The sequence below is a fragment of the Streptomyces platensis genome (assembly GCF_008704855.1).
In the GTDB taxonomy this organism is placed as follows: Bacteria; Actinomycetota; Actinomycetes; order Streptomycetales; family Streptomycetaceae; genus Streptomyces; species Streptomyces platensis.
Window position 1 is genome coordinate 4,113,584 of record NZ_CP023691.1, and the last position, 25,992, is coordinate 4,139,575.

At 70.5% G+C, this 25,992-nt stretch carries 24 protein-coding genes; 8 read left to right on the forward strand and 16 right to left on the reverse strand.

The genetic code is table 11. The features are described from left to right. Positions 1–146: 146 nt before the first annotated feature. Positions 147–1,340, reverse strand: coding sequence for an RtcB family protein (locus tag CP981_RS18110; protein WP_085924352.1), 1,194 nt, complete (start codon positions 1,338–1,340; stop codon positions 147–149). A 162-nt stretch (positions 1,341–1,502) separates the two neighbouring features. Here CP981_RS18110 and CP981_RS18115 point away from each other — a divergent pair, with 162 nt between their 5' ends. The 3 genes from CP981_RS18115 to CP981_RS18125 all read left to right on the forward strand — a co-directional run bounded on the left by CP981_RS18115 (position 1,503) and on the right by CP981_RS18125 (position 4,792). Beyond that, positions 1,503–2,414, forward strand: a complete 912-nt coding sequence (locus tag CP981_RS18115; RefSeq protein WP_085924351.1) for a hypothetical protein — start codon at positions 1,503–1,505, stop codon at positions 2,412–2,414. A gap of 212 nt (positions 2,415–2,626) precedes the next feature. Continuing rightward, positions 2,627–3,337 (forward strand): DUF3558 domain-containing protein, encoded by a 711-nt coding sequence (locus CP981_RS18120; protein ID WP_085924350.1) that lies wholly within the window; start codon positions 2,627–2,629, stop codon positions 3,335–3,337. 237 nt (positions 3,338–3,574) lie between these two features. After that, entirely contained in the window at positions 3,575–4,792 is a 1,218-nt protein-coding gene (locus CP981_RS18125) for a DUF2637 domain-containing protein (RefSeq protein WP_208852947.1), read from the forward strand. 38 nt (positions 4,793–4,830) lie between these two features. Here CP981_RS18125 and CP981_RS18130 read toward each other — a convergent pair whose 3' ends face one another. Further along, positions 4,831–5,046 carry a hypothetical protein gene (locus tag CP981_RS18130; protein WP_085924349.1) on the reverse strand — a complete coding sequence of 72 codons (216 nt, stop codon included), beginning with the start codon at positions 5,044–5,046 and terminating at the stop codon, positions 4,831–4,833. Between the two features lie 123 nt (positions 5,047–5,169). Further along, positions 5,170–6,894 carry a lysine--tRNA ligase gene (gene lysS / locus CP981_RS18135; protein ID WP_085924348.1) on the reverse strand — a complete coding sequence of 575 codons (1,725 nt, stop codon included), beginning with the start codon at positions 6,892–6,894 and terminating at the stop codon, positions 5,170–5,172. A 176-nt stretch (positions 6,895–7,070) separates the two neighbouring features. Here lysS and argS point away from each other — a divergent pair, with 176 nt between their 5' ends. Continuing rightward, positions 7,071–8,834, forward strand: coding sequence for an arginine--tRNA ligase (argS, locus tag CP981_RS18140; RefSeq protein ID WP_085924347.1), 1,764 nt, complete (start codon positions 7,071–7,073; stop codon positions 8,832–8,834). Positions 8,835–8,929: 95 nt separating this feature from the next. On the opposite strand, the gene CP981_RS18145 is transcribed toward argS, so the two are convergent. The 6 genes from CP981_RS18145 to CP981_RS18170 form a co-directional block, all read right to left on the reverse strand. Then, positions 8,930–9,112: a CsbD family protein gene (locus CP981_RS18145; protein WP_085924445.1), complete on the reverse strand. Its 183-nt coding sequence runs from the start codon at positions 9,110–9,112 to the stop codon at positions 8,930–8,932. Positions 9,113–9,255: 143 nt separating this feature from the next. After that, positions 9,256–10,245: a porphobilinogen synthase gene (gene hemB, locus CP981_RS18150; protein WP_085924346.1), complete on the reverse strand. Its 990-nt coding sequence runs from the start codon at positions 10,243–10,245 to the stop codon at positions 9,256–9,258. A 191-nt stretch (positions 10,246–10,436) separates the two neighbouring features. Beyond that, entirely contained in the window at positions 10,437–12,086 is a 1,650-nt protein-coding gene (locus tag CP981_RS18155) for a bifunctional uroporphyrinogen-III C-methyltransferase/uroporphyrinogen-III synthase (RefSeq protein ID WP_085924345.1), read from the reverse strand. Then, complete coding sequence (gene hemC / locus CP981_RS18160) at positions 12,083–13,111, reverse strand: hydroxymethylbilane synthase (RefSeq protein WP_085924344.1); 1,029 nt, start codon at positions 13,109–13,111, stop codon at positions 12,083–12,085. Before hemC ends, CP981_RS18155 begins: the two co-directional genes overlap by 4 nt. After that, positions 13,108–14,475: a glutamyl-tRNA reductase gene (locus tag CP981_RS18165; protein ID WP_085924343.1), complete on the reverse strand. Its 1,368-nt coding sequence runs from the start codon at positions 14,473–14,475 to the stop codon at positions 13,108–13,110. Before CP981_RS18165 ends, hemC begins: the two co-directional genes overlap by 4 nt. Further along, positions 14,472–15,239 (reverse strand): redox-sensing transcriptional repressor Rex, encoded by a 768-nt coding sequence (locus CP981_RS18170; protein ID WP_085924342.1) that lies wholly within the window; start codon positions 15,237–15,239, stop codon positions 14,472–14,474. The genes CP981_RS18165 and CP981_RS18170 overlap by 4 nt, the downstream gene beginning before the upstream one ends. A 332-nt stretch (positions 15,240–15,571) precedes the next feature. Here CP981_RS18170 and CP981_RS18175 point away from each other — a divergent pair, with 332 nt between their 5' ends. From CP981_RS18175 to CP981_RS18190, 4 genes are all read left to right on the forward strand, one after another. Continuing rightward, positions 15,572–15,850, forward strand: a complete 279-nt coding sequence (locus CP981_RS18175) for a glutaredoxin family protein (RefSeq protein WP_085924341.1) — start codon at positions 15,572–15,574, stop codon at positions 15,848–15,850. A 280-nt stretch (positions 15,851–16,130) separates the two neighbouring features. After that, positions 16,131–17,072, forward strand: coding sequence for an HAD family hydrolase (locus tag CP981_RS18180; protein WP_033271004.1), 942 nt, complete (start codon positions 16,131–16,133; stop codon positions 17,070–17,072). Between the two features lie 330 nt (positions 17,073–17,402). Continuing rightward, positions 17,403–18,188: an ECF subfamily RNA polymerase sigma factor, BldN family gene (locus tag CP981_RS18185; RefSeq protein WP_006604745.1), complete on the forward strand. Its 786-nt coding sequence runs from the start codon at positions 17,403–17,405 to the stop codon at positions 18,186–18,188. A gap of 274 nt (positions 18,189–18,462) precedes the next feature. Beyond that, the gene (locus tag CP981_RS18190) at positions 18,463–19,674 is read left to right on the forward strand and encodes a DUF5667 domain-containing protein (protein ID WP_085924340.1); all 1,212 of its coding nucleotides are present in this window, start codon (positions 18,463–18,465) and stop codon (positions 19,672–19,674) included. A gap of 47 nt (positions 19,675–19,721) precedes the next feature. On the opposite strand, the gene CP981_RS18195 is transcribed toward CP981_RS18190, so the two are convergent. The 7 genes from CP981_RS18195 to CP981_RS18225 all read right to left on the reverse strand — a co-directional run bounded on the left by CP981_RS18195 (position 19,722) and on the right by CP981_RS18225 (position 25,940). After that, positions 19,722–20,717: a lysophospholipid acyltransferase family protein gene (locus CP981_RS18195; RefSeq protein WP_085924339.1), complete on the reverse strand. Its 996-nt coding sequence runs from the start codon at positions 20,715–20,717 to the stop codon at positions 19,722–19,724. Positions 20,718–20,731: 14 nt separating this feature from the next. Then, positions 20,732–21,781 (reverse strand): NAD-dependent epimerase/dehydratase family protein, encoded by a 1,050-nt coding sequence (locus CP981_RS18200; RefSeq protein WP_085924338.1) that lies wholly within the window; start codon positions 21,779–21,781, stop codon positions 20,732–20,734. Between the two features lie 199 nt (positions 21,782–21,980). Further along, entirely contained in the window at positions 21,981–22,079 is a 99-nt protein-coding gene (locus CP981_RS18205; protein WP_003948845.1) for a 30S ribosomal protein bS22, read from the reverse strand. 120 nt (positions 22,080–22,199) lie between these two features. Then, a complete protein-coding gene (locus CP981_RS18210; RefSeq protein ID WP_006604741.1) occupies positions 22,200–22,409 on the reverse strand; it encodes a helix-turn-helix domain-containing protein in 210 nt (69 codons plus the stop codon). A 128-nt stretch (positions 22,410–22,537) separates the two neighbouring features. Continuing rightward, positions 22,538–23,353: a phosphatase gene (locus CP981_RS18215; RefSeq protein WP_085924444.1), complete on the reverse strand. Its 816-nt coding sequence runs from the start codon at positions 23,351–23,353 to the stop codon at positions 22,538–22,540. Positions 23,354–23,557: 204 nt separating this feature from the next. Then, positions 23,558–24,733 (reverse strand): acetoin utilization protein AcuC, encoded by a 1,176-nt coding sequence (locus CP981_RS18220; RefSeq protein ID WP_085924337.1) that lies wholly within the window; start codon positions 24,731–24,733, stop codon positions 23,558–23,560. Then, complete coding sequence (locus CP981_RS18225; protein ID WP_085924336.1) at positions 24,702–25,940, reverse strand: MFS transporter; 1,239 nt, start codon at positions 25,938–25,940, stop codon at positions 24,702–24,704. The genes CP981_RS18220 and CP981_RS18225 overlap by 32 nt, the downstream gene beginning before the upstream one ends. Positions 25,941–25,992 lie beyond the last annotated feature (52 nt).

Here is a 25,992-nt window from a genome sequence, read left to right on the forward strand (position 1 = left end):
TCACGGCCGGGAGCGGATGCCACCACAGCTCCCGCAAGGACACGTGCCGGCCGGCGGCGGACGCTCCAGGCGTTGACCGACGGTCAGAAACCGGGAGCCCCGGACCACATGCGGTCCGGGGCGCTCGATCACGCGGAGTGCCGCGCTCAGCCCTTCACGCAGATGACCTGCTTGAGCTTGGCGACGACCTCGACCAGGTCGCGCTGCTGGTCGATGACCTTCTCGATCGGCTTGTAGGCGCCCGGGATCTCGTCGACGACACCCGAGTCCTTACGGCACTCCACGCCCCGGGTCTGCTCCTCCAGATCCCGCGTGGAGAACCGCTTCTTCGCTTGGTTCCGGCTCATCTTGCGGCCGGCGCCGTGGGAGGCGGAGTTGAAGGACGCGGCGTTCCCCAGACCCTTGACGATGTAGGAGCCGGTGCCCATCGAGCCCGGGATGATCCCGTACTCGCCGCTGCCCGCCCGGATCGCGCCCTTACGGGTCACCAGCAGGTCCATGCCGTCGTACTGCTCCTCCGCCACATAGTTGTGGTGGCAGGAGATCACGTCGTCGAAGGTCACCTTCGCCTTCTTGAACTCCTTGCGGACGACGTCCTGGAAGAGCGCCATCATCACGTCCCGGTTGTGCCGCGCGTACTCCTGCGCCCAGAACAGGTCGTTGCGGTACGCCGCCATCGGCGGGGTGTCCGCGATGAAGACGGCGAGGTCACGGTCGACCAGGCCCTGGTTGTGCGGCAGCTTCTGCGCCTGGCCCATGTGGAACTCGGCGAGCTCCTTGCCGATGTTGCGGGAGCCGGAGTGCAGCATCAGCCACACCACACCGTCGTCGTCGAGGCAGAACTCGATGAAGTGGTTGCCCGAGCCGAGCGACCCCATCTGCTTCGTGGCCCGCTCCTGACGGAACTTGACCGCTTCGGCGACCCCGTCGAACCGCGCCCAGAAGTCGTCCCACCGGGCCGTCGGGAAGCCGTGGAGCCGGCCCGGGTCGACCGGGTCGTCATGCATCCCCCGGCCCACCGGAATCGCCTGCTCGATCTTCGAGCGCAGCCGGGACAGGTCGCCGGGCAGGTCATTGGCGGTGAGCGAGGTCCGTACCGCGCTCATCCCGCAGCCGATGTCGACGCCGACCGCCGCCGGGCAGACGGCGCCGCGCATGGCGATCACCGAGCCGACCGTGGCGCCCTTCCCGTAGTGGACATCCGGCATCACGGCCAGGCCCTTGATCCACGGCAGGGTGGCGACATTGCGCAGCTGCTGCATCGCGACGTCCTCGACCGTGGACGGGTCCGTCCACATCCGTATCGGTACCTGGGCACCCGGCACCTCGACGTACGACATAACTCCCTCATTCCCCCGAATTTATGAAAAACGCAAAAGCCGGACAAGTTATCCGATCATGGACGGTGAACCGGCGTGCGCGGCAAGACGTGCGGTAGACATTGTGTCCATCGGCCGCTGACCGGCGGCAACCGCATTTCGCAGGGAAAGGAGCCGCGAACGATGCCACGCAAGCCGTTCGTACCCGGTGCCGCACTGGTGGTGGCCGCGGCCCTGGCCGCCGGCCTCACCGCCTGCACCGGCGGCTCCGGCTCCGACGGCGAGGTAGGTGACGCCAAGAGCGGCGGCACCTCCACGTCGAGCCAGGCCGCCGAACCGGGCCGCTATCAGACCCTCCCCGAGGCATGCGGGCTGCCCGCGCGCAGCAGCCTCCGCGGCATGCTGCCCGGCGACGGCCAGCAGCTGTCGCGCGACGAGGCCAAGAAGATCTACGACGGTCAGCCCGACATCACCTACGACACCGACCGCCGTGTCGGCTGCCGCTGGACCCGCGAGACCACCGCGGGCACCCGCCACCTGAGCCTCGACATCCAGCGCGTGGTGTCGTACGACGCCGCCGTCAGCGATGACAGCAAGGCGCAGGGGATCTACGACACCAAGGCGCTGGACGCCAAGATCCCGTCCGGTGGCAACGGCTCGCCCTCCCCCGTCGACCCGAGCCCGTCCGCCACCAAGGACACGGGCAAGGACAAGGGCGCGGGCAAGGGCGCGGGCACCGGCACCACCACGAACAGCTCGACGGGCAAGAAGGAGAAGGCGCCCTCCGGGAGCCCCTCGGGGTCGTCCGCCCCCGCCACGGACCCCAGCGCGGACCCCAGCGCGGGCCTGAGCGACTCCACCGCCCCGCGCGTCCTGGACGACCTCGGGGACGCGGCCTTCCTCAATGACAAATTGGTCACAGCGGACTCGGGTGTGCACCGCGACGTCACTGTGGTCTTTCGCACGTCGAACGTCATCGTGACGCTCACCTACGACCAGTGGTCGACGGACAAGACGATGTTGCCGGAGAGCCAGGAATTGCAGGACAAGGCCCGTTCGCTGGCCGGCGAGCTGTCGGAGAGCCTCAGCGAATAGTCCGTATCGAGCGCATTGCCTGAATCGACAAGTACGAGGATTTGCGCCCGCTTTGGGCGTCGCGCTCATCGACAGGAATCGGTCACCCACCTCGCCGCGCCGCGTACCGTGCCCCTAGGGCAGACACGCCCCAGCCCGTACGCGAGGAAAGGCGGGCCACCGCCACGGCCGCGCGCCATGCCGGCCGGATGACGACGAACAGCGAAGGAACCATGCACCGTTCAGCCAAGCGACTCGCCAGCCTTCTCACCTGCGCAGCAGTACCGGTGCTGCTCGTCGCCGGCTGCTCCGGCTCGGACAGCGACAGCTCCGGTGACGCCTCCGCCTCCGCCAAGTCCAGCGGCGCGGCCAAGCCCTCGCCGACCGTCGCGCCGGCGAAGTTCAAGAAGCTGCCGAACCCGTGCGAGGCGTTCTCCAAGGACACCGTCAAGAAGATGCTGCCCAAGGCGAAGGACGCCTCCGGGGAGCGCGGCAACTCCAGGGACAACGCCGCGCACGGCACCTGCTCCTGGAGCAGCTCCGACGAGAACGGCGTCGACGGCACCCAGTTCCGCTGGCTGGACGTCGGCTACCAGCGCTACGACTCCGACCCGGGCATCGGCTCCGGCGAGAAGCGCGCCACGGACTTCTACACCAAGCAGGTCATCGACGCGAAGGACACCAAGGACGCCAAGAAGCTGACGTCCGTGAAGACGTCCGGCACCGGCGACGAGGCGACCGCGATCACCTACGACGTGAAGAAGGAGGGCAATGACTTCAAGAACACCACCGTCATAGCCCGCACCTCCAACATCGTCGTCACGCTCAACTACAACGGCGCCGGCCTGGCGGGCGCGGACGCCCCCAAGGGCGCCGACCTGCTGAAGAAGGCCCAGGCCGCCGCCAAGGAAGCGGTCACCGCCGCCGCCAAGGCCAACGGCTGATCGAAGCGACACCGCCCGTGCCCCCGGCCCCGCGGCCGGGGGCACTCCCGGTGGGGCACGGGCGCGTCCATAGCCGCACCATCGAGGTGAAGCGCCTCCGGCCGGCCCCCGGCCGGCCCCCGGCCCGCCCCGGCCAGAGCCCAATCGTGACCCGGCCCCCTCCGTACCGGCACCCGCCCGCCCGTACTCATGTGCCAGGCTGTCGCTCGCAACAGACCGACTAAGAGGGGTTCTCGGGTGGCCGCGCCACTGAAGCTGACACGCACACACCGGATACTCATCGGGGTGGTCATCACCGGCGCGGTCGTCATCGCCGGCATCGGCTTCGCCGGCTCCTACGCGGCCGTGCGGGAACTGGCCGTCAAGAAGGGCTTCGGCGACTTCGCCTACTTCTTCCCCATCGGCATCGACGCGGGCATCTGTGTCCTGCTCGCGCTGGATCTGCTGCTGACGTGGATCCACATGCCCTTCCCGCTGCTGCGCCAGGCAGCGTGGCTGCTGACGGTCGCGACGGTGGCGTTCAATGCCGCCGTGGCGTCCGACCCCCTGGGCATGGGCATGCATGCCGTCATCCCGGTGCTGTTCGTCGTCACCGTCGAGGCCGCCCGGCACGCCGTCGGGCGGATCGCCGACATCACGGCGGACAAGCACATGGAGGGTGTGCGTCTCACGCGCTGGCTGCTGTCGCCGGTCCCGACGTTCCTGTTGTGGCGGCGAATGAAGCTGTGGGAACTGCGGTCCTACGACGCGGTGATCAAACTGGAGCAGGAACGGCTCGTGTACCAGGCACGCCTGCGTTCGCGCTTCGGGCGGGCCTGGCGTCGTAAGGCTCCCGTGGAGTCCCTGATGCCGCTGCGGCTCGCCCGGTACGGGGTACCGCTGGCGGAGACCGCTCCCGCTGGGCTTGCCGCGGCGGGCATCGAACCGCAGTTGATGCCGGCGCCGCGGCAGTCGGTGACGCCCGCTCTGGAGCCGACGGCCCAGGAGCCGGCCGAGGAGATGCCGAGCCAGTGGTTCGCGGCGCAGCAGCAGGTGACGTATCAGGGTGACTACGACCCGACGTACGTCCCGGAGCAGGATCCTCAGCTCTCGTACGACCCGCAGCAGCAGGTGCCGGCGCACGAGCAGGTCCCCGTACCGGCGCCACGCGCTCCGGAGTCCGAGCCGCAGGTCCCGGTGCCGACCGGTGCAGGTGGCACGCGTCCGCTCGGCAAGGGCACCCCCGAGGCGGACCCGCAGACTGCCCAGGCACCGGCCGCGGCCCCGACCGACGAGGACCTGTACCAGGTGTTCCGGCACTCGATAGAGGGCGAAGGCATGCCGACACCGGGCGCGTTCGCGGCGAATTTGCAAGCGCAGTACGGGATGCGCCTCCAGGCACGGGACCTGAACCGCTACATGGACCAGTTCAGCGACCGCCTCAACGCGGAGCTGATGGACGAACACATCGCGTAACGCGCATCTGGGGGGAGTACATCCCGTAGGGCCCGCCCCTACGCCGCCCCCGACCGCTCCTGCTGCTGCTTGCGCTTCCTGGCGGTGTCGCCCCATACGGCCAGCGCCGCACCGGCCGCGAAGAGGCCGACGTAGGCGGGGGACGGCAGGCTGAACCAGTGGGGCAGCAGTCCCCAGGCGCCGTCGAAGAAGACCTGGCCGATGAATCCCATCGCGCCCTGGATCATGACGATGAAGCCGATTAACCCTCTCATGGCTCCAGCGTGCAGCGTTCGGCCCCGGGAATCCTCGTCCCCGGGGCCGAACCCGTCTCCTCCCTCAGTCGGAGAGCGCGCCGGGGTGTCTACGACTCCACGGCAGCGGCGCTCCGACGGCCGTCATCCGCCGAGCAGCTTGCGCACCCGGTCGGCGCCGACGGCCAGCAGCAGGGTGGGCAGCCGCGGCCCGGTGTCCCGGCCGACCAGCAGGTTGTAGAGCAGGGCGAAGAACGCCCGCTGGGCGGTCTTCAGCTCCGGGGTCGGCTTGGCGTCCGGCTCCAGGCCCGCCTGGACCTTCGGCACGCCGTAGACCAGCGTGGTCAGACCGTCCAGCGACCAGTGCTCGTCGAGGCCGTCGAGCAGCAGCCGCAGCGAGCCACGGGACTGCTCGTCGAGGGTGCTAAGCAGCTCCGCGTCGGGCTCGTCGCGGACGATGGTGCGCTGCTCGGCCGGGACCTGGGTGGCGATCCAGTACTCCGCCTTGGCCAGCCGCGGCCGGGTCTCGTCCAGGGACGTGACGGGGTTGGCCGGGTCCAGTTCGCTCAGGATCCGGAGCGTCTGCTCGTCGTGGCCGGCCGTGATGTCCGCGACCGAGGCGAGGGTGCGGTACGGCAGCGGGCGCGGCGTACGGGGCAGCTCACCGGCGGCGGTGCGGGCCGCGCGGGAGTACGCGGCGGCGTCGGCCGGCAGCACCGTGCCGTCCGCGACCTTGGCCTCCAGCTTGTCCCACTCGTCGTAGAGCCGCTGGATCTCCTGGTCGAAGGCGATCTTGAAGGACTGGTTGGGCTTGCGGCGCGCGTACAGCCAGCGCAGCAGCGGCGCCTCCATGATCTTCAGCGCATCGCCCGGGGTCGGCACCCCGCCGCGCGACGAGGACATCTTGGCCATGCCGCTGATGCCGACGAAGGCGTACATCGGGCCGATGGGCTGCTCGCCGCCGAAGATCTTGCGGACGATCTGGCCGCCGACGACGAAGGACGAGCCGGGCGAGGAGTGGTCGACACCGGACGGCTCGAAGATCACGCCCTCGTAGGCCCACCGCATCGGCCAGTCGACCTTCCAGACCAGCTTGCCGCGGTTGAACTCGCTCAGCCGGACCGTCTCGCCGAAGCCGCACTCGGTGCAGGTGTAGGCGAGCTCGGTGGTCTCGTCGTCGTACGAGGTGACCGTGGTGAGGTCCTTGGCGCACTGCCCGCAGTACGGCTTGTACGGGAAGTAGCCCGCCGAGCCGCCGCTGCCGTCGTCCTCACCGGCCGCGCCGGAGCCCTCGGCGGCCTCCAGCTCGGCCTCGTCCACCGGCTTCTGCGACTTCTTCGCCGGGGCCTTCTTCGTGCGGTACTGGGCCAGGATCGCGTCGATGTCCGCGCGGTGCTTCATCGCGTGCAGGACCTGCTCGCGGTAGACCCCGGAGGTGTACTGCTCGGTCTGGCTGATGCCGTCGTACTCGACGCCCAGCTCGGCGAGCGCCTCGCTCATCGCGGCCTTGAAGTGCTCGGCCCAGTTCGCGTACGCCGAACCGGCCGGGGCCGGGACGGAGGTCAGCGGCTTGCCGATGTGCTCGGCCCAGGACTCGTCGACGCCCGCGACGCCGGCCGGGACCTTGCGGTAGCGGTCGTAGTCGTCCCACGAGATGAGGTGGCGGACCTCGTAGCCGCGGCGGCGGATCTCGTCGGCGACCAGGTGCGGGGTCATGACCTCGCGGAGGTTGCCCAGGTGGATCGGGCCGGACGGGCTCAGGCCCGAGGCGCAGACGACTGGTTTGCCGGGGGCGCGGCGCTCCGCCTCGGCAATGACCTCGTCCGCGAACCTGGAGACCCAGTCGGTCTCGGTGCTCTGCTGAGCCACGATCGGCCCTTCCTCTTCCTGAATGATCCTCGTTGCGCCGTCTTGCGCGTTCGACGCACAAAAGCCTGACGGTGCCCATTCTCCCAGACGGAAAATCAGTGGTAGTGCCGTGGGATACTCATTGGCAAACCCTTTCCACTCCAGCGACACCTCCCTCTGGAAGAGAGCTCATCTCCATGGCCTCGGTCACCTCGCTCGCAGCTTCGGTCCACCAGCGCGTCGCGGACGCCCTCTCGGCAGCCCTGCCGGAGGCCGGCTCCGCCGACCCGCTGCTGCGACGCAGCGACCGGGCCGACTTCCAGGCCAACGGCATGCTGGCGCTGGCGAAGAAGCTCAAGGGCAATCCGCGGGAGCTGGCGACCAAGGTCGTCGCGGAGATCGGCGAGAACGCCCTCTTCAAGGAGGTCGAGGTCTCCGGTCCCGGCTTCCTCAACATCACGATCACCGACCGGGCGATCACCCAGACGCTGGCCGCGCGCGCCGACGACGACCGGCTCGGCGTCCCGCTGAAGGAGAATCCCGGCGTCACGGTCATCGACTACGCCCAGCCGAACGTCGCCAAGGAGATGCACGTCGGGCACCTGCGCTCCGCGGTCATCGGCGACGCCCTGCGCCACCTCCTGGACTTCACCGGTGAGCAGACGATCGGCCGGCACCACATCGGCGACTGGGGCACCCAGTTCGGCATGCTCATCCAGTACCTGATCGAGAACCCCGGCGAGCTGGCCCCGGCGGCCGACGTCGACGGCGAGCAGGCGATGAGCAACCTCAACCGCGTCTACAAGGCCTCGCGCGCCGTCTTCGACACCGACGAGCAGTTCAAGGAGCGGGCCCGCAAGCGGGTCGTGGCGCTCCAGTCCGGCGACGCGGAGACCCTCGACCTGTGGCAGCGGTTCGTGGACGAGTCGAAGGTCTACTTCTACTCGGTCTTCGAGAAGCTGGACATGGAGATCCGCGACGACGAGATCGTCGGCGAGTCCGCGTACAACGACATGATGACCGAGACGGCGCGGCTGCTGGAGGAGTCGGGCGTCGCCGTCCGCTCCGAGGGCGCGCTGGTGGTCTTCTTCGACGAGATCCGCGGCAAGGACGACCAGCCGGTGCCGCTGATCGTGCAGAAGGCGGACGGCGGCTTCGGCTACGCGGCCTCCGATCTCTCCGCGATCCGCAACCGCGTCTTCGACCTGAAGGCGACGACGCTGCTGTACGTCGTCGACGTCCGCCAGTCGCTGCACTTCCGGATGGTCTTCGAGACGGCCCGCCGGGCGGGCTGGCTGAGCGACGACATCACCGCGCACAACATGGGCTACGGCACGGTCCTCGGTGCGGACGGCAAGCCGTTCAAGACCCGGGCGGGCGAGACCGTACGCCTGGAGGACCTGCTCGACGAGGCGGCCGAGCGGGCGACCGCGGTGGTGCGCGAGAAGGGCGCGTCGATCGGCCTGACCGAGCAGGAGATCACCGAGAACGGTGCGCAGGTCGGCATCGGCGCGGTGAAGTACGCGGACCTGTCGACGTCGCCGAGCCGGGACTACAAGTTCGACCTGGACCAGATGGTCTCGCTGAACGGCGACACCTCGGTGTACCTCCAGTACGCCTACGCCCGGATCCGGTCGATCTTCCGCAAGGCCGGTGACGCGGCCCCCGCGGCGCACCCGGAGCTGCCGCTGGCCCCGGCGGAGCGGGCGCTGGGCCTGCACCTCGACCAGTTCGGGGAGACCGTCGCCGAGGCCGCCGAGGCCTACGAGCCGCACAAGCTCGCCGCCTACCTCTACAGCCTGGCCTCGCTCTTCACCACCTTCTACGACCAGTGCCCGGTCCTGAAGGCCGAGGGCGGCCCGGACCAGATCGCCAACCGGCTGTTCCTGTGCGAGCTGACCGCCCGCACGCTCCACCAGGGCATGGCCCTGCTCGGCATCCGGACGCCCGAGCGCCTCTGACCGGCGCGCGGCCCGTCTCGGCCCAACGGCCCCGTACCTCGTAGGTGAGGTACGGGGCCGTTGGCCGTTTCCGGGCCGAGGACGGAGAGCCGGCCTCACGGCCAGCGCTTGCGGACCTCGTCCTTGGTCTTCTCGCTCACATCGAGGCCCTGGCCGGCGGTCTTCTCCGCCTTGCCCTCGGCCTGCAGCTTGCGGTTGTGCGTCGCCTTGCCGACGACTTCCTTCATGGCGCCGATGACCTGGGCGCCCTTGGCCTGCATCTTGCGCTTGGCAGTCATGGTGACCCGCTCCTCGGTCCGGTCGCGGTCTTCCCGACAACCGGTGCGTGCCCGGAACCAGACGGACAAAACGTCACACAGCAAAGCTCCCGCCCCCGGAACCCGGGGACGGGAGCGGCTGCGGCGGACGGTCGCCGGGTGCCTCACAGCCCCCGCGCGGCCTCCGTCGCCCAGTACGTCAGGATCATGTTCGCGCCGGCCCGCTTGATGCCGGTCAGCGTCTCCAGGATCGCCTTGTCCCGGTCGATCCAGCCCTTCTCGGCGGCCGCCTCGACCATCGCGTACTCACCGGAGATCTGGTACGCGGCCACCGGCACGTCCACCTCGTCCGCGATCTTCGCCAGCACGTCCAGGTAGGGCAGCGCCGGCTTGACCATCACCATGTCGGCGCCCTCCTCCAGGTCGAGCGCCAGCTCGCGCAGCGACTCGCGGAGGTTGGCCGGGTCCTGCTGGTAGGTCTTGCGGTCGCCCTTGAGGGACGAGCCGACGGCCTCGCGGAAGGGGCCGAAGAAGGCGGAGGAGTACTTCACCGTGTAGGCCAGGATCGAGACGTCCTCGTGGCCGGTCTGGTCCAGTGCGTCCCGGATGACGCCGACCTGGCCGTCCATCATCCCGCTGGGGCCCACCACATGGACGCCCGCATCGGCCTGGACCTGCGCCATCTCGGCGTAGCGCTCCAGCGTGGCGTCGTTGTCGACCCGGCCCTCGGCGTCCAGGACACCGCAGTGCCCGTGGTCGGTGTACTCGTCCAGGCACAGATCCGACATGATCACGAGGTCGTCGCCGACCTCGGCCCGCACGTCCCGGATAGCGACCTGGAGGATGCCGTCCGGGTCGGTGCCCACCGTGCCCGCCGCGTCCTTCTTCGCGTCCTCCGGCACCCCGAACAGCATGATCCCGCCGACCCCGGCCTCGACCGCCTCGACGGCGGCCTTGCGCAGCGTGTCGCGGGTGTGCTGGACGACGCCCGGCATGGCGGAGATCGGCACCGGCTCGCTGATCCCCTCCCGGACGAACGCCGGGAGGATCAGGTCCGCCGGATGCAGCCGGTGCTCCGCGACCATCCGCCGCATGGCGGGAGTGGTGCGCAGGCGCCGCGGCCGCGCCCCTGGGAAGCTTCCGTACTTCGTCATACCGCCCACGCTACGCCCGCTTTCCACCTGCCTTTGCCGACGCGTCGTCGGCAGGCCCGGCCCCCTCCGGCGCCCGTTCAGGGCCGCGACAGCGGGCTCACCGGACCACCGGCGGTCCGGACGACGGGCACCCGGACAAGCAGAAGGGCGCCCCCCAAGAGAGGCGCCCTTCCGAGCCGTACGAACCGCTGCTAGCTGCGCGCTCTCCGGCGCGAGCCGGGCCGCCGCTCGCTCGGGCGGGTGACCGGGTCCCCGGCCTCCAGCGCGGCATCGCGGCGCGCCGCCCCGAAGTCCGCGAGCGCCTCGGCCAGCTTGTGCACCGACGGCTCGGGCGACATGACGTCCACCCGCAGTCCGTGCTCCTCGGCGGTCTTGGCGGTGGCCGGGCCGATACAGGCGATCACCGTCACGTTGTGCGGCTTGCCGGCGATCCCGACGAGGTTCCGCACGGTCGACGAGGACGTGAAGAGCACCGCGTCGAAGCCGCCGCCCTTGATGGCTTCCCGGGTCTCGGCCGGCGGCGGCGAGGCGCGCACCGTCCGGTAGGCGGTGACGTCGTCGACCTCCCAGCCCAGCTCGATCAGCCCGGCGACCAGGGTCTCGGTGGCGATGTCGGCACGCGGCAGGAAGACGCGGTCGATCGGGTCGAAGACCGGGTCGTAGGGCGGCCAGTCCTCCAGCAGACCGGCGGCGGACTGCTCACCGCTCGGCACCAGGTCGGGCTTCACACCGAAGGCAACCAGCGCCTTGGCGGTCTGCTCGCCGACCGCGGCGACCTTGATCCCGGCGAACGCGCGGGCGTCGAGGCCGTACTCCTCGAACTTCTCCCGGACGGCCTTGACGGCGTTGACCGAGGTGAAGGCGATCCACTCATAGCGGCCGGTGACCAGGCCCTTGACCGCGCGCTCCATCTGCTGCGGGGTGCGCGGCGGTTCGACGGCGATGGTCGGGACCTCGTGCGACACCGCGCCGTACGAGACGAGCTGGTCGGAGAGCGACGCGGCCTGCTCCTTCGTACGCGGCACGAGCACCCGCCAGCCGAAGAGCGGCTTGGACTCGAACCACGAAAGGCGGTCGCGCTGCGCGGCGGCACTGCGCTCACCGACCACGGCTATGACCGGCTGGCCGCCGTCCGGCGACGGCAGCACCTTGGCGGCCTTGAGCACCTGCGCGACCGACCCGAGGGTGGCGGTCCAGGTGCGCTGGCGGGTGGTGGTGCCGGCGACGGTGACGGTCAGCGGGGTGTCGGGCTTGCGGCCCGCGGACACCAGCTCACCGGCGGCCGCGGCCACCGAGTCGAGGGAGGTGGAGACGACGGCGGTGGCGTCGCTGGCACCCACCTCGGCCCAGCAGCGCGCATCGGCGGTGCGGGCGTCGACGAAGCGGACGTCGGTGCCCTCGGCGTCCCGCAGCGGGACACCGGCGTACGCGGGCACGCCGACGGCCGCGGCGATACCGGGCACGACCTCGAAGACGATGCCTTCGGCGGCGCAGGCCAGCATCTCCTCGGCGACGTACCCGTCCAGGCCGGGATCTCCGCTGACGGCACGTACGACCCGCTTGCCCGCACGGGCGGCCGCCATGACAAGATTGGCGGTGTCCCTAAGGGCCGGGACGTCGGCGGGGATTGACGCCTCGTCAGCTGATGCCTGTAGTGGTGTGTCCACCTGTGCGCGGGCATGCACGCGCACGACGTCCAGCACCTGCGGGTCGGCGATCAGTACGTCCGCGGAGGCCAGCGCCTCCACGGCACGCAGCGTCAGCAGACCCGGGTCTCCCGGCCCGGCACCCAGGAAGGTGACCTGACCGGAGGCGGAGTGGTTTGGGGCGGTGGGGTTCAAAGTGCTCGCTCCCCCATAAGACCGGCCGCACCCTTTGCGAGCATCTCGGCGGCGAGTTCACGGCCCATGTTCAGTGGGGTCGCAACATCGTCGGGAGAGGCGGGTACGTGCCCGGTGGTGGACATCTGCACCAGCGTGCTGCCGTCGGTCGTGCCGACGACACCGCGCAGATGCAATTCGGTGACAGCCTGCTCGTCAGCCTTGGGGCCTTCCCTGCTCGAGCGGAGTCGAGAGCTTGGGGAAAGGTCGGCCAGTGCTCCGACGGGTGCGGAACAGCCGGCCTCCAGGGCGGCGAGCAGGGATCGCTCGGCGGTCACGGCGGCCCGGGTGTCCGGGTCGTCGAGCTCGGCGAGCCGGGCGGCGACGTCCGCGTTGACCGCGGCACACTCGATCGCCAGCGCCCCCTGGCCGGGGGCAGGCAAAACCACATCGGGCGACAGCAGTTGCGTCGCCTCGTCGATCCGGCCGATGCGGGTGAGTCCGGCGGCGGCCAGTACGACCGCGTCCAGTTCGCCCTTTTCGACGAAGCCGATGCGGGTGTCGATGTTCCCGCGTATCGGCACGGTCTCCACACGCCGGCCCAGCGACCTTGCCCAGGCGTTCAGCTGCGCCATCCGCCGCGGCGAGCCGGTGCCGATACGGGCGACCTTGCTCTCGTCGGCGGTCAGCTGCTCGAAGGTGAGCCCGTCCCTGGCGATCAGTGCGTCCCGGGGGTCTTCCCGTACGGGTATCGCGGCCAGGGTCAGGTCCTCGGGCTGCGTGGTGGGCAGGTCCTTGAGCGAGTGGACGGCGAAGTCGATCTCCCCGGCGAGCAGCGCGTCGCGCAGCGCGGAGACGAACACGCCGGTGCCGCCGATCTGTGCGAGGTGCTCGCGGGAGGTGTCGCCGTAGGTGGTGATCTCCACCAGCTCGACGGGGCGGCCGGTCAGCGCATGCACCGCCTCGGCGACCTGCCCGGACTGGGCCATGGCGAGCTTGCTGCGCCGCGTGCCCAGCCGCAGTGCTCTCGTGGTGCTGTCGGTCATGCCCGCTCCCGTACATCGTGCCTGTCGGCGCGCGTGTCGGCCCGGCTGACGGCGGCGACCGTCTGGGGGTCGAGGTCGAAGAGTTCCCGCAGGGCGTCCGCGTACCCGGCGCCGCCGGGCTCGCTGGCCAGCTGCTTGACCCGGACAGTGGGCGCGTGCAGGAGTTTGTCGACGACGCGGCGCACGGTCTGGGTGATCTCGGCGCGCTGCTTGTCGTCCAGGTCGGGAAGGCGGCCGTCGAGCCGGGAGATCTCACCGGCGACGACGTCCGCGGCCATGGTGCGCAGGGCGACCACGGTGGGGGTGATGTGCGCGGCCCGCTGGGCTGCGCCGAAAGCGGCGACCTCGTCGGAGACGATGCCGCGCACCTTGTCCACGTCGGCCGCCATCGGTGCGTCCGCGGACGCGTCGGCCAGCGACTCGATGTCGACGAGGTGCGCGCCCTCGATCCGGTGGACCGCGGCATCTATGTCCCGCGGCATGGCGAGATCGAGCAGCGCCAGCGGGGCCGCACGGCCGTCGCGCGCGGCGGCGACCATCTCGCCCGCCAGGACCAGACCGGTCGCGCCGGTGCAGGAGACCACGATGTCGGCGAGCGCCAGCTCTTCCGGGACGGAGGTCATCGCCACCGCGCGGGCGGCGAGCCCCGTGGCGGCACCGGTACCACCCGGCTCGGTGAGGATCTGCACCAGCCGCTCGGCGCGATCGACGGTGCGGTTGGCGACGGCCAGCTCGCCGACACCGGCCCGTACGAGGGTGGTGGCGGCCAGCGACGACATCGATCCGGCGCCGATGACCAGCGCCCGCTTGCCGCGCGCCCAGTCCTCGACGTCCCGGCCGGCCGCGAGCTGCTCCAGCCCGAAGGTGACCAGCGACTGGCCGGCCTTGTCGATACCAGTCTCGCTGTGCGCGCGCTTGCCCACCCGCAGGGCCTGCTGGAACAGATCGTTCAGCAGCCGGCCCGCGGTGTGCTGCTCCTGCGCGACGGCCAGCGCGTCCTTGATCTGCCCGAGGATCTGGCCCTCGCCGACGACCATCGAGTCCAGGCCGCAGGCCACCGAGAAGAGGTGGTGGACCGCCCGGTCCTCGTAGTGGACGTAGAGATAAGGGGTGAGCTCCTCCAGGCCGGCGCCGCTGTGCCGGGCCAGGAGGGTGGACAGCTCGGCGACACCGGCGTGGAACTTGTCCACGTCGGCGTAGAGCTCGATGCGGTTGCAGGTGGAGAGCACCGCGGACTCGGTGACCGGTTCGGCCGACACCGCGTCCTGGAGCAGCTTGCCGCGCGCCTCCGGGGCGAGCGCGGCCCGCTCCAGCACGCTCACCGGCGCGCTGCGATGGCTCAGTCCGACGACCAGGAGTGTCATGCCGGCATCACGGCGGGCATGTCCCCGTCAGGTCCCTTGCGATCGTCCGCCGCCGCGGCGCGGGCGGCGGCCGCCGGCCCACCGCCGTCGGGCCCGACCTCCTCGCCTGCCTTGCGCTGCTCGTGGAAGGCGAGGATCTGGAGCTCTATCGACAGGTCGACCTTGCGCACGTCCACCCCGTCGGGCACGGTCAGCACGGTCGGCGCGAAGTTGAGGATCGAGGTGACACCGGCCGCGACCAGGCGGTCGCAGACCTGCTGGGCGGCCCCGGCCGGCGTGGCGATGACGCCGATCGAGACGCCGTTGCTCTCGATGATGTGCTCCAGCTCATCGGTGTGCTGGACCGCGATGCCCGCGACGGGCTTGCCGGCCATGGCCGGGTCGGCGTCGATCAGCGCGGCGACGCGGAACCCGCGCGAGGCGAAGCCGCCGTAGTTGGCGAGGGCGGCGCCGAGATTACCGATACCGACGATGACAACCGGCCAGTCCTGGGTCAGCCCCAGTTCACGCGAGATCTGGTAGACGAGGTACTCGACGTCGTAGCCGACGCCGCGGGTCCCGTACGAGCCGAGGTAGGAGAAGTCCTTGCGCAGCTTGGCGGAGTTGACCCCCGCCGCGGCCGCGAGCTCCTCGGAGGAGACCGTGGGTACCGAGCGCTCGGAGAGCGCGGTCAGTGCACGCAGATACAGCGGAAGACGGGCGACGGTGGCCTCGGGAATGCCTCGGCTTCGGGTCGCCGGTCGGTGAGTTCGGCCAGTTGCCACGGTGCTCCTGCGGGTAGAGCGGGGCTGCGGGCGACCGTATGGAACCCGACCGCCCTGTCTTGTGCAGGCTATGTCTTTGTGAACGCGTGCACAAAGATGGTGTCCGTTTTGTCCGCCCAAAGTGACCGGGGTCACGCGGCGATTACAGGCCTCCGCGGAACCAACTCCCACGTCACACCGTTCACTCGCGCCACCCGTCTCAGCGGGTAGCACCGACGGGAGCACGCGCCCTCACTCCTCACCGCTATACCCCCGGAAACCTACAAATCGCCCACCGATGGTAATCGAATCCGGCCGCACCGGGCACCGCCGTGACCCGGCACAATGGCTCCATGGCCCCCTTGTTCAGCCGCAGCCCCCGCAAGAATCCCGCCGACCGGATGGTCACCCTCGTCGGCAAGCCGGGCTGCCACCTCTGCGACGACGCCCAGGCCGTGATCGAGAAGGTCTGCGCCGAGACCGGCGCGTCGTGGGAGCGGAAAGACATCACCGAGGACCCCGAGCTGCACCGCAAGTACTGGGAGCAGATTCCGGTCATCCTCGTCGACGGCGCCCAGCACGACTTCTGGCGCGTCGACCCGAAACGGCTGCGTACGGCCCTGGGCGCCTGAGCCCGGCCCCCGAAACCCGCCCCGGCAAGCCCCCTCCCCGGCCACGTGGCGGCCACCCCGGGAACACCCCCTCCCCCGGCCTCGTTGTGGCCCGCAGGGGGCTCGCCCGACCCTTACGGGAAGTGTTCGCCCACCCCCTACGGCCCCGCAGCAGTGCCCGCGAGGTGGCCGTAATGCACCCTTCCCCCTCTCCCGGCCCTCCTGACACGCGCCCGTAACCGGCTGCACCGAACAAACTGGCTACGCTGTCGGCATGTCGCCCGCTCGCCGATCCGGCTGGATGCCCTCCGGGGCGCTCTTCGACCTGGGCTGGATCCCTCGCCGCCGACGCCCCGCCACGGCCCGCAGCGTGCTGGCCGGCGAGGCCGCGGCCGAGGCCGCCCGCAAGTCCTCCCAGGAGGCCCCGCCCGTCGAGGAGACCCCGGCGGAGCCCGAATTCCCGGTCGTCGGGGACACGGCAGCCGCCGCCTTCTTCGACCTGGACAACACCGTCATGCAGGGCGCCGCGCTCTTCCACTTCGGCCGCGGCCTCTACAAACGGCACTTCTTCCACAAGCGCGACCTGGCCCGCTTCGCCTGGCAGCAGATCTACTTCCGGCTGGCCGGCTCGGAGAACCCCGAGCACATGGCGGACGTCCGCAACAGCGCGCTGTCCATCGTCCAGGGCCATCGCGTCGCCGAGCTGATGTCCATCGGCGAGGAGATCTACGACGAGTACATGGCCGAACGGGTCTGGCCCGGCACCCGCGCCCTGGCCCAGGCCCACCTCGACGCCGGCCAGAAGGTCTGGCTGGTGACCGCGGCCCCCGTGGAGACCGCCACGATCATCGCCCGCCGCCTCGGCCTGACCGGCGCGCTGGGCACCGTCGCCGAGTCCGTCGGCGGTGTCTATACGGGCAAACTGGTCGGCGAGCCGCTGCACGGCCCGGCCAAGGCCGAGGCGGTCCGCGCACTGGCGGCGGCCGAGGGCCTGGACCTCTCGCACTGCGCCGCCTACAGCGACTCCGCCAACGACATCCCGATGCTCTCGCTCGTCGGGCACCCGTATGCGATCAATCCCGACAGCAGGCTGCGCAAGCACGCCCGGGAGCAGGGCTGGCGGCTGCGCGACTACCGCACCGGCCGGAAAGCGGCCAAGATCGGCATCCCGGCGGCGGCCGGGGTCGGCGCCCTCGCCGGCGGCGCCGCGGCCGCGGTCGCGCTCCAGCGCCGACGCCGCTGACCAGGCCTGATCACCGAACCGACGGGACGGCCATCCCCTCTCCCTACCCCCCGTGCCGTCCCCTCAGTCCCGCTGCTCTCGGTCAGCCACAACACGCCTTCCAACCAGGCAGATTGCGTTCCCTTCCGATCAATAGTTGCTCAGTAATCGATACTTGATCTGCCACCAACCCGGCACGGACCGTAACTAATCGATGATTTGAGCAACTGGGTGTAGCGCTGCCTGTACGAAGCGTTATTCTCCTCAGACGCAATCCGGAACCCACACGTCCCTACGACGAGTGAACGGTCCCGCACTGCACGTGATGGAAGCTCTGCCTCTGGGAGTCCCGTGTACCCACACGTCGGGGTTGACGCCTCGGGCCTGGCTACGCTGCGTACGACACTCGTCGACCACCTGCGCAGTTTTGTCCCCACCGCGTACGCCGTCCCCGCATTCGCCTCAGCCGTCCCCGCCGCCGGACCCTGCTACGCCCTGGCCGACGGGAGTGCTGCGGTCGGAAAGGCCGCCGGCAGAACCCGCCGCTCCGGCACCGGCACGACCACCGCCCGTCGCCCCGCCGACAGCGACAGCCGTCGCATGATGGACCTCGTCGAACGAGCCCAGGCCGGTGAGGCCGAAGCCTTCGGCCGCCTCTACGACCAGTATGCCGACACCGTCTACCGGTACATCTACTACCGCGTGGGCGGCCGCGCCACGGCCGAGGACCTGACCAGCGAGACCTTTCTGCGCGCCCTGCGCCGGATCGGCACGTTCACCTGGCAGGGCCGTGACTTCGGCGCCTGGCTGGTGACCATCGCCCGCAACCTCGTCGCCGACCACTTCAAGTCCTCCCGCTTCCGCCTGGAAGTCACCACCGGAGAGATGCTCGACGCCAACGAGGTCGAGCGCAGCCCCGAGGACTCGGTCCTCGAATCGCTCTCCAACGCCGCCCTCCTGGAGGCGGTACGCAAGCTCAACCCCCAACAGCAGGAGTGCGTCACGCTGCGCTTCCTCCAGGGCCTCTCGGTCGCCGAGACCGCCCGCGTCATGGGCAAGAACGAGGGCGCGATCAAGACCCTCCAGTACCGCGCGGTCCGCACCCTCGCGCGGCTGCTCCCCGAAGACGCCCGCTGACCCCCCTGTCCACATGAACCGACGCCCCGTCCCACGCCGTCATGCGCTCACTCTTGGTGATCACCTGCACCCGGTCGGTCAGATCATCGTGAGTGCGTAACCCGAGTGCCGCGCCGCTCGTTGTGCGGGATGCAGGCTCCATGCGGTCACGCCATGCCCGCGGCCACTCACTCGATCGAGTGGCCGCGGAGCACGACGTGCAACCATCCGGTCCATCTGGACAGTCAAAGCCAGTCCGGGGAGTCGAGCGGGATGACGAGAGGAGGTGCCGCCCGTGATCGCAAATGTCTCGGTGCACCGGCGGGCCAACGCCTTCGCCCAGGCGCTGGAGGAGCAGGTCCTCGAGGGCGCGGCGGCCGAGGACCAGGTCGACAATCCGGCGCAAGCGCCGGGCGAAGCACGGCTGTTGGCGGTCGCCGACGGCCTCGGGAGACTCCCGGGGCCCGAGATGGCCACCGAGGTCAAGACTGTCCAGCGCGCTCAGCTCATCGCCGCGATGGAGGCCGCCTTCGCCGAAGGCGCTCCGTCCGACGGTGCCAGGGTGCCCGAGCAGCGCGCACACAAGGGCGCGCATCGCGCCACGAAATCGATCGGCCGACTGCGCCCGCGCTCCCGCCTCTCCAAGGGGCTGGCGGCCGGCGGGCTGACGGTCGGCGTCGCCGCCGGCGCGTTCAGCGGCGTCGCCGCGGCCAGCTCCGACGCCCTCCCCGGCGACTCCCTCTACGGCCTCAAGCGCGGCATGGAGGACCTCCGGCTCGGCATGGCCGACGATGACTCCGATCGTGGTCAGCTCCTTCTCGACCAGGCCTCCACCCGCATGATGGAGGTCCGCCGGATGATGGAGCGCGCCCGGCTCGCCGACCTCGACCACGAGGCGCTCGGCGAGATCCGCAAGGCGCTCGCCGGCATCCGGCACGACGCGGGCGAGGGCCACCGCCTGCTGCACGCGGCGTATGAGCGCGATGGCTCGCTCGACCCCATCCAGGCGCTGAACTCCTTCACCCGGTCCCACCGCGGCACCTGGTCGCATCTGCGCGACAAGCTCCCGGTGCAGCTCACCGACGTCCGCGACGAGGTCAGCTCGGTCTTCGACGCCATAGACAAAGAGGTCGGTCCGCTCCGCTCGCTGCTGCCGCCCACCCCGGACAGCAGGCGCCACCACCGCGACACGCCCGCCTCCGCGGGCACCGGCTCCGGCTCCGACGACCGCCCGGCGCCGTCCGGCAGCAAGTCCGCCCACGGCAAGCACCGCGGCGGTTCGCACGCCCCGCGCCCGTCGGCCTCACCCTCGCAGGAGGACGGCCTGCTCGGCGGCAGCACGGGCGGGCTGCTCGACCCGCCGTCCAAGGGCGACAGCCCGTCGCCGCACGACGGGGGCCACGGCGGACGCAAGGACACCGGCGGCCGCCCCGATGTCACCCTCCCGCCGCTGATTCCGGGGCTGCTTCCCGGCCTGGGGATCGACGGCGAGGATCTCCCGAAGTAGCCCGGCTCTCCGGTGCCGGCCCGCTCGGTGTTCTTCTGGTCCTTCCCTCAGAAGAACACCGAGCGTCGCTGTACCAGGAGCTTGTAGAGGGTGTGCTGAATCGTTTCCCGTACCTGGTCGGTCAGGTTGAACATCAGCATCGGATCGTCCGCCGCCTCCGCCGGATAGCCGGCCGTCTGGATCGGCTCGCCGAACTGGATCGTCCACTTCGTCGGCAGCGGCACCGCACCCAGCGCCCCCAGCCACGGGAAGGTCGGCGTGATCGGGAAATACGGCAGCCCCAGCACCCGTGCCAGCGTCTTGGAGTTCCCGATCATCGGGTAGATCTCCTCCGCGCCCACGATCGAGCACGGCACGATCGGCACCCCGGCCTTCAGCGCCGTCGAGACGAAGCCGCCCCGCCCGAAGCGCTGGAGCTTGTAGCGGTCCGCGAAGGGCTTGCCGATGCCCTTGAAGCCCTCCGGCATCACCCCGACGATCTCACCGCGCTCCAGCAGCCGCTGGGCGTCCTCCGCGCAGGCGAGGGTGTGCCCGGCCTTGCGTGCCAGTTCGTTTATCACCGGCAGGACGAACACCAAATCGGCCGCCAGCAGCCGGAGATGACGCTGCGCCGGGTGATTGTCGTGCACCCCGACCTGGAGCATCAGGCCGTCCAGCGGGAGCGTCCCGGAGTGGTTGGCGACGATCAGCGCACCGCCGTCGGAGGGGATGTTCTCCACCCCCTTCACCTCGACCCGGAAGTACTTCTCGTAGAAGGGCCGCAGCAGCGACATCAGGACCTGGTCGGTCAGCTCCTCGTCGTACCCGAAGTCGTCGACCTCGTAGTCGCCGGTGATCCGCCGCCGCAGAAAGGCCAGCCCGCCCGCGATCCGCTCGTCCAGGGACCGCCCGGGACTCGGCCGCGGGGGCACCGCCGGCGGATGCTCGGTCCGTGCCTCCGGTACGGGCGCCAGCGCCGCACCGCGTCCCGCGCGCCCGGCCCGCCTGGCCTTCCTGCGTGCCCGGGGCTCCTCGCCGAAGGGAATGACCTTGGCGTCCGCCATCGTGGATGAACTCCTCACTGGGTCGGGCCGCCGCGTGCGGACAGCACGCCGGCGAGCCGGTCGACGGTGCGGGCGAGGGACGCGGGCGGCAGCAGCCCGGGTCCGCGGCTGCGGGCGAATTCCGCGAAGGTCTCCGCCGTCGTGTACTTCGGGTGGAATCCCAGTGTCTCGCGCATCTGTGTCGTTTCGACGACCCTGCCGTGCGTGAGCAGCCGGATCTGTTCCGGCGAGAAGTCCGTGATGCCGATGGACCGCAGCGCCGTACCGGCCCAGGTGACGGTCGGCAGCAGCAGCGGGACGGTCGGCCGCCCCAGCCGCCGGGAGGTCTGCGAGAGCAGCAGCACGCCGTCTCCGGCGATATTGAACGTGCCGCTGTTGAGCGTGCCGCGGCGCGGCGCGGCGGCGGCGATCCGCAGCACCTCGATGGCGTCGTCCTCGTGGACGAACTGAAGCCGCGGGTCGTAGCCGAGCACGGTGGGCCATACGGGCAGCGAGAAGTACTCGGCGAGCGGGGAATCCGCGCACGGCCCGAGGATGTTGGCGAAGCGCAGCACACACACCGCCACATCCGGCCGGCGGCGGGCGAAGCCGCGGACGTACCCCTCGACCTCGACGATGTCCTTCGCGAAGCCACCACTGGGCAGTGACTTCGGGGTGGTGGTCTCGGTGAAGACGGCCGGGTCGCGGGGCGCGGAGCCGTAGACGCTGGTGCTGGACTTGATGACCAGCCGCTGCACATTCGGGGCCTTCTGGCATGCGCCGAGCAGCTGCATCGTCCCGATGACGTTGGTTTCCTTCACCGAGGCGCGGCCGCCGCGCTTACCCAACGGCGTGCCGTTGATGTCCATATGGACGACGGTGTCGACGCCCGTCTCGGCCAGGACCCGGGCAATGGCCGGATGCCGGATATCGGCTTTGAGGAATTCGGCGCCGCCCAGATGGTGCTCCGGTGGCACGGCGTCGACCCCGATCACCCGGTCGACGTCGGGATCGCGCTGGATACGGCGGACGAACCGGCCGCCCAATTGCCGTGCGACTCCCGTGACGAGCACGACCTTGCCCAAGATCAGCCCTTCCTTCCCGCCGCGACCACGACTGGCCAAGCTGTGCAGGCCACGCTATCGGGTCGGTGTTGCGCAGTGATGACCGCAGGATGCCCGTGGCCATATTTCCGTCCGACCACCGTCCATACGGCCCACAACGCACCGCAGCCCCCCATCGCGCCAAGGCGATGAGGGGCTGCGAATTCGCGATCAGCGTCGCTTACTTCTTGTTACGACGCTGAACACGGGTGCGCTTGAGCAGCTTGCGGTGCTTCTTCTTCGCCATCCGCTTGCGCCGCTTCTTGATAACAGAGCCCACGACTACCCTCGCTCACTTCGAATCACTCGGTGCGGGGCGTCCGAGCCCACACTACCTACATCGGGCCAGCCTACCCGCCGCCGGGCGAACGGCGTAATCCGAGGGTCGGCGACGGACCTGTCAGGCTGATTCCACCCCCACAAAGGACTCCCGGAGGTAGTCGTGCACCGCCTGCTCCGGAACCCGGAATGACCTCCCCACGCGAATCGCGGGCAGATGACCGCTGTGCACCAGGCGGTACACGGTCATCTTCGACACTCGCATCACCGTGGCGACCTCCGCCACTGTCAGGAACACGACCTCGTTCAGAGGCCTCTGGTCTGCCGCCATGTCACACCTGCACCTTCCGCATAAGACGGTCACCGGCTTCCCCTCCGGTGACTCTTCGTCGCTATGCGCTCACTCCCCAGATTAGGGGCGGGTGATGCGAGTGGGGAAGAGGAGCAGCGAACAGCCGCCTATCGGGACAGACCTGACCGATTCAATACATAGCGGGCCAGCGGCCGATAGTCCGCCGCCCGCACGGCGTCATCGAGCGGCACCACCACGGACACCCGTCCCTCGGCCTGGCCGACGAACGGAGCCGGGTCGTCCGTATCCGCCAGCCCGATCGCCTCAAAGCCCAGCTGACCTGCCCCGCAGACCCAACCGTGGTCCCCGATGACCAGCCCCGGCAGCGGCCCCGCAGCGTCCGCCGCGGCCGCCAGAGCGGTCCGTACCGGCAGCGGAGAATGGGTGTGTACGCCCCCGGCCCCGGGCGCACCCCGCACGCCGGTTTCTCGCATCAGCGCGACTCCCCGTACGTACTCAAGGGTGCAGGGACGTACCCCGAACCGGGTCGCTATGTCGACACGGGCGCCATACGCCGGGGTGAGAACGGTGCAACCCGCCGACGAGAGAGCGTCTGCGAGGGCGGCGTAGAACTCCAGCAGCCGGTGCGGATGGCCGGTGCCAATCAGTACCGGCGCCCGGCGGCCGGCCGCGGTGGCGACCCGTTCCGCGAACCCGTCCAGCGCGGCAACCGTGCGGTCGGGGTCGATCACATCCGGGCCGGAAGTGTGCGCGGGATCGGCCGAAACCCCGCACTTCCGCCCCATCAGTCGCAGTACTTCACTCAGCGGCCAGTCCCGTTCGGGGTCCAGCCCCAGCAGAGCCCTGGGGTCGCGTGCCGCGAAGAGCCGGTAGCGCGCCAGACTCTTCTCCCGCGTGGTCGCGATCGTCCCCGCGAGCCGCGCCTCGATCAGGTGCGCCCGCAGCGCCCCGGTTCCCAACACGCTTCCCATACTGTCCGGTTGGTCGGCCTTCGGGTGCCCGGACCGACGGGACGTCACACATCCGTGGGGCGCGGTGCCGGATACGGCCGTACGGGAGCGGCGGACGGCGGTGCAGGGCGACGATCGCCTGCGGACCGCCGCGCCCTCGAATACCGGCCCCCGGGCGCCGTAACAGCGTTACAGAGACCGGCAGGGGGCCCGGCCCTACGGCAGCAACCCGTGCGCCGGGAAGACCGCCCGACGGGTCGCCAGCACCGCCTGGTCCAGCCGGTCGGCCGGGTCATAGCCCTCGTCGATGAAGTCCCGCCACTGCGGCGTACGGCCGTCCGTCATCCGGTGCGGCGCCAACTGCCGGGTCCGGCGGAACACTTCGTGCCGCCAGGCCTCCGGCACCATCGAGGTCGGCTCGATCGGCCGGCCCGCCGCGATCGCGACCAGATGCGTCCAGCTGCGCGGCACCACGTCCACCACCGCATAGCCGCCCCCGCCGAGCGCGACCCATCGGCCGTCGGCATGCTCATGCGCCAGGTCGTGGCAGGCCTCCGCCACCGCACGCTGGGCGTCCAGGCTCACCGCGAGATGCGCCAGCGGATCCTCGAAGTGGGTGTCCGCGCCGTGCTGCGTCACGATCACCTGCGGCCGGAAGGCCCCCAGCAGCTCCGGGACCACCGCGTGGAACGCCCGCAGCCAGCCCTCGTCCCCGGTCCCGGCCGGCAGCGCCACATTCACCGCGGTGCCCTCCGCGCCCGCCCCGCCGGTCTCCTCCGGCCAGCCGGTCTGCGGGAAGAGCGTCCGGGGATGCTCGTGCAGCGAGACCGTCAGTACTCGCGGGTCCTCCCAGAACGCCGCCTGCACCCCGTCTCCGTGGTGGACGTCCACATCCACATACGCGACCCGTTCGGCCCCCAGCTCCAGCAGCCGGGCGATCGCCAGCGACGCGTCGTTGTAGATGCAGAACCCGGCCGCGCCGCCCGGCATCGCGTGGTGCAGCCCGCCGGTGAAGTTCACCGCATGCGCCGCGTCGCCGCGCCAGACGGCCTCCGCCGCGCCCACCGACTGCCCGGCGATCAGCGCGGACGCCTCATGCATCCGCGGGAACGCCGGATCGTCCGCCGTCCCCAGCCCGTACGACGAGTCCGCGGCCGCCGGGTCCGCCGAGGCTCTGCGGACCGCGGCGATGTAGTCCTCGCGATGCACCAGCCGCAGCGTCGAGTCCCCGGCAGGCTTGGCCGCGACCACCTCCAGCGGCCCGCGGTCCAGCTCGAACGCCTCCACCAAACGCATGGTCAGCGCGAGCCGGACCGGGTCCATCGGATGCCCGGACCCGAAGTCGTAGCCCGTTACTGCCTCATCCCACATCAGCTGTGCGCGGCCGCTCATGCCCGTCACCGTATCGGGCCGCCGACGCCCCGAACGAGCGGGCATACACCAGCGTCACCAGCACCAGGGCCATCGGTACGAGCATCGCCCCCCGATAGCTCCAGGCATCACCCAGGGCACCGACCAGCGGAGAGCCGATCAAGAAGCCCACGTAATTGAAGATGTTCAGCCGCGCGACGGCCATGTCCGCGGCCGCCGGACCGTGCCGTTCGAAGGCGTAGCGCCCCGCCGCCGCGAACGTCTGGGGCACGAGCACACTGAGCCCGAACCCCAGCAGCGTGAACCCCGCCATCCCGGCCCACGCCCCCGGCGCCGCCGCCACCACCGCGAAACCGCCCGCCGCGACCACCGCCCCGGTCCGCACCACCGCGACCGCCCCGAAGCGCCGCACACCCAGGTCCCCGACCGCCCGCCCGAGCAGCGTGGTGACCATGTAGACGTTGTACGGGACGGTGGCGAGCTGCTCGGAGCTCCCCAGGACGTCCTGGAGATACTTGGCGCTCCAGTTGGAGACGGTCGAATCCCCGATGTAGGCGAACGCCATCACCAGACACAGCGGCAACAACAGCCGCATCGCAAGGGGCACGACGGCCCCCGCCGGCCCCTCCTCGCTGCCACCCTGCGCCGCCCCGCCCCGGTCCACGAACCACCGGCCCACGAGCAGCGCCAGCGGCACCAGGACCGCCACCACCGGCCCGTACAGCAGCGCCAGCGACAGCTGCCAGTGCGCCCCCGCCCAGGCCAGCGAGGCGCCCACGATGCCGCCCAGGCTGTACGCGGCGTGGAACCCGAGCAAGATGCTCCGCCCGTACGCCCGCTGAAGGCTCACCCCGAGCATGTTCATCGAGGCGTCCAGCGCACCCACCGACAGCCCGAACGCCGCCAGCGCCACCGCCGCCTGCGCCATCGAACCGACCGACCCGGCGGCCGCCAGCGCCAGGCACACCACCGGCTGCACCACTCGCAGCACCCGACCGGGCCGCACCCGCTTCACCAGCTGCTCGGTGACGACGCTGCCGACCCCCGCGAGTACGGGCACCGCCGCCAGGAACACCGGCAGCAGCCCGTCCGAGATCCCGTAGCGGTCCTGGATCGCGGGTATTCGGGTCACGAGGAGGGCGAAGACCGCGCCCTGGATGAAGAAGCTCAGGGCGAGCGAGACCCGGCCGTGCCGCAGCTGCGCTCCTGGTACCCGAGGGGCCGTCATGGCCGCTCAGCCTAGAACTCCCCACTACCACTGGGTAGATGGATCACCACGC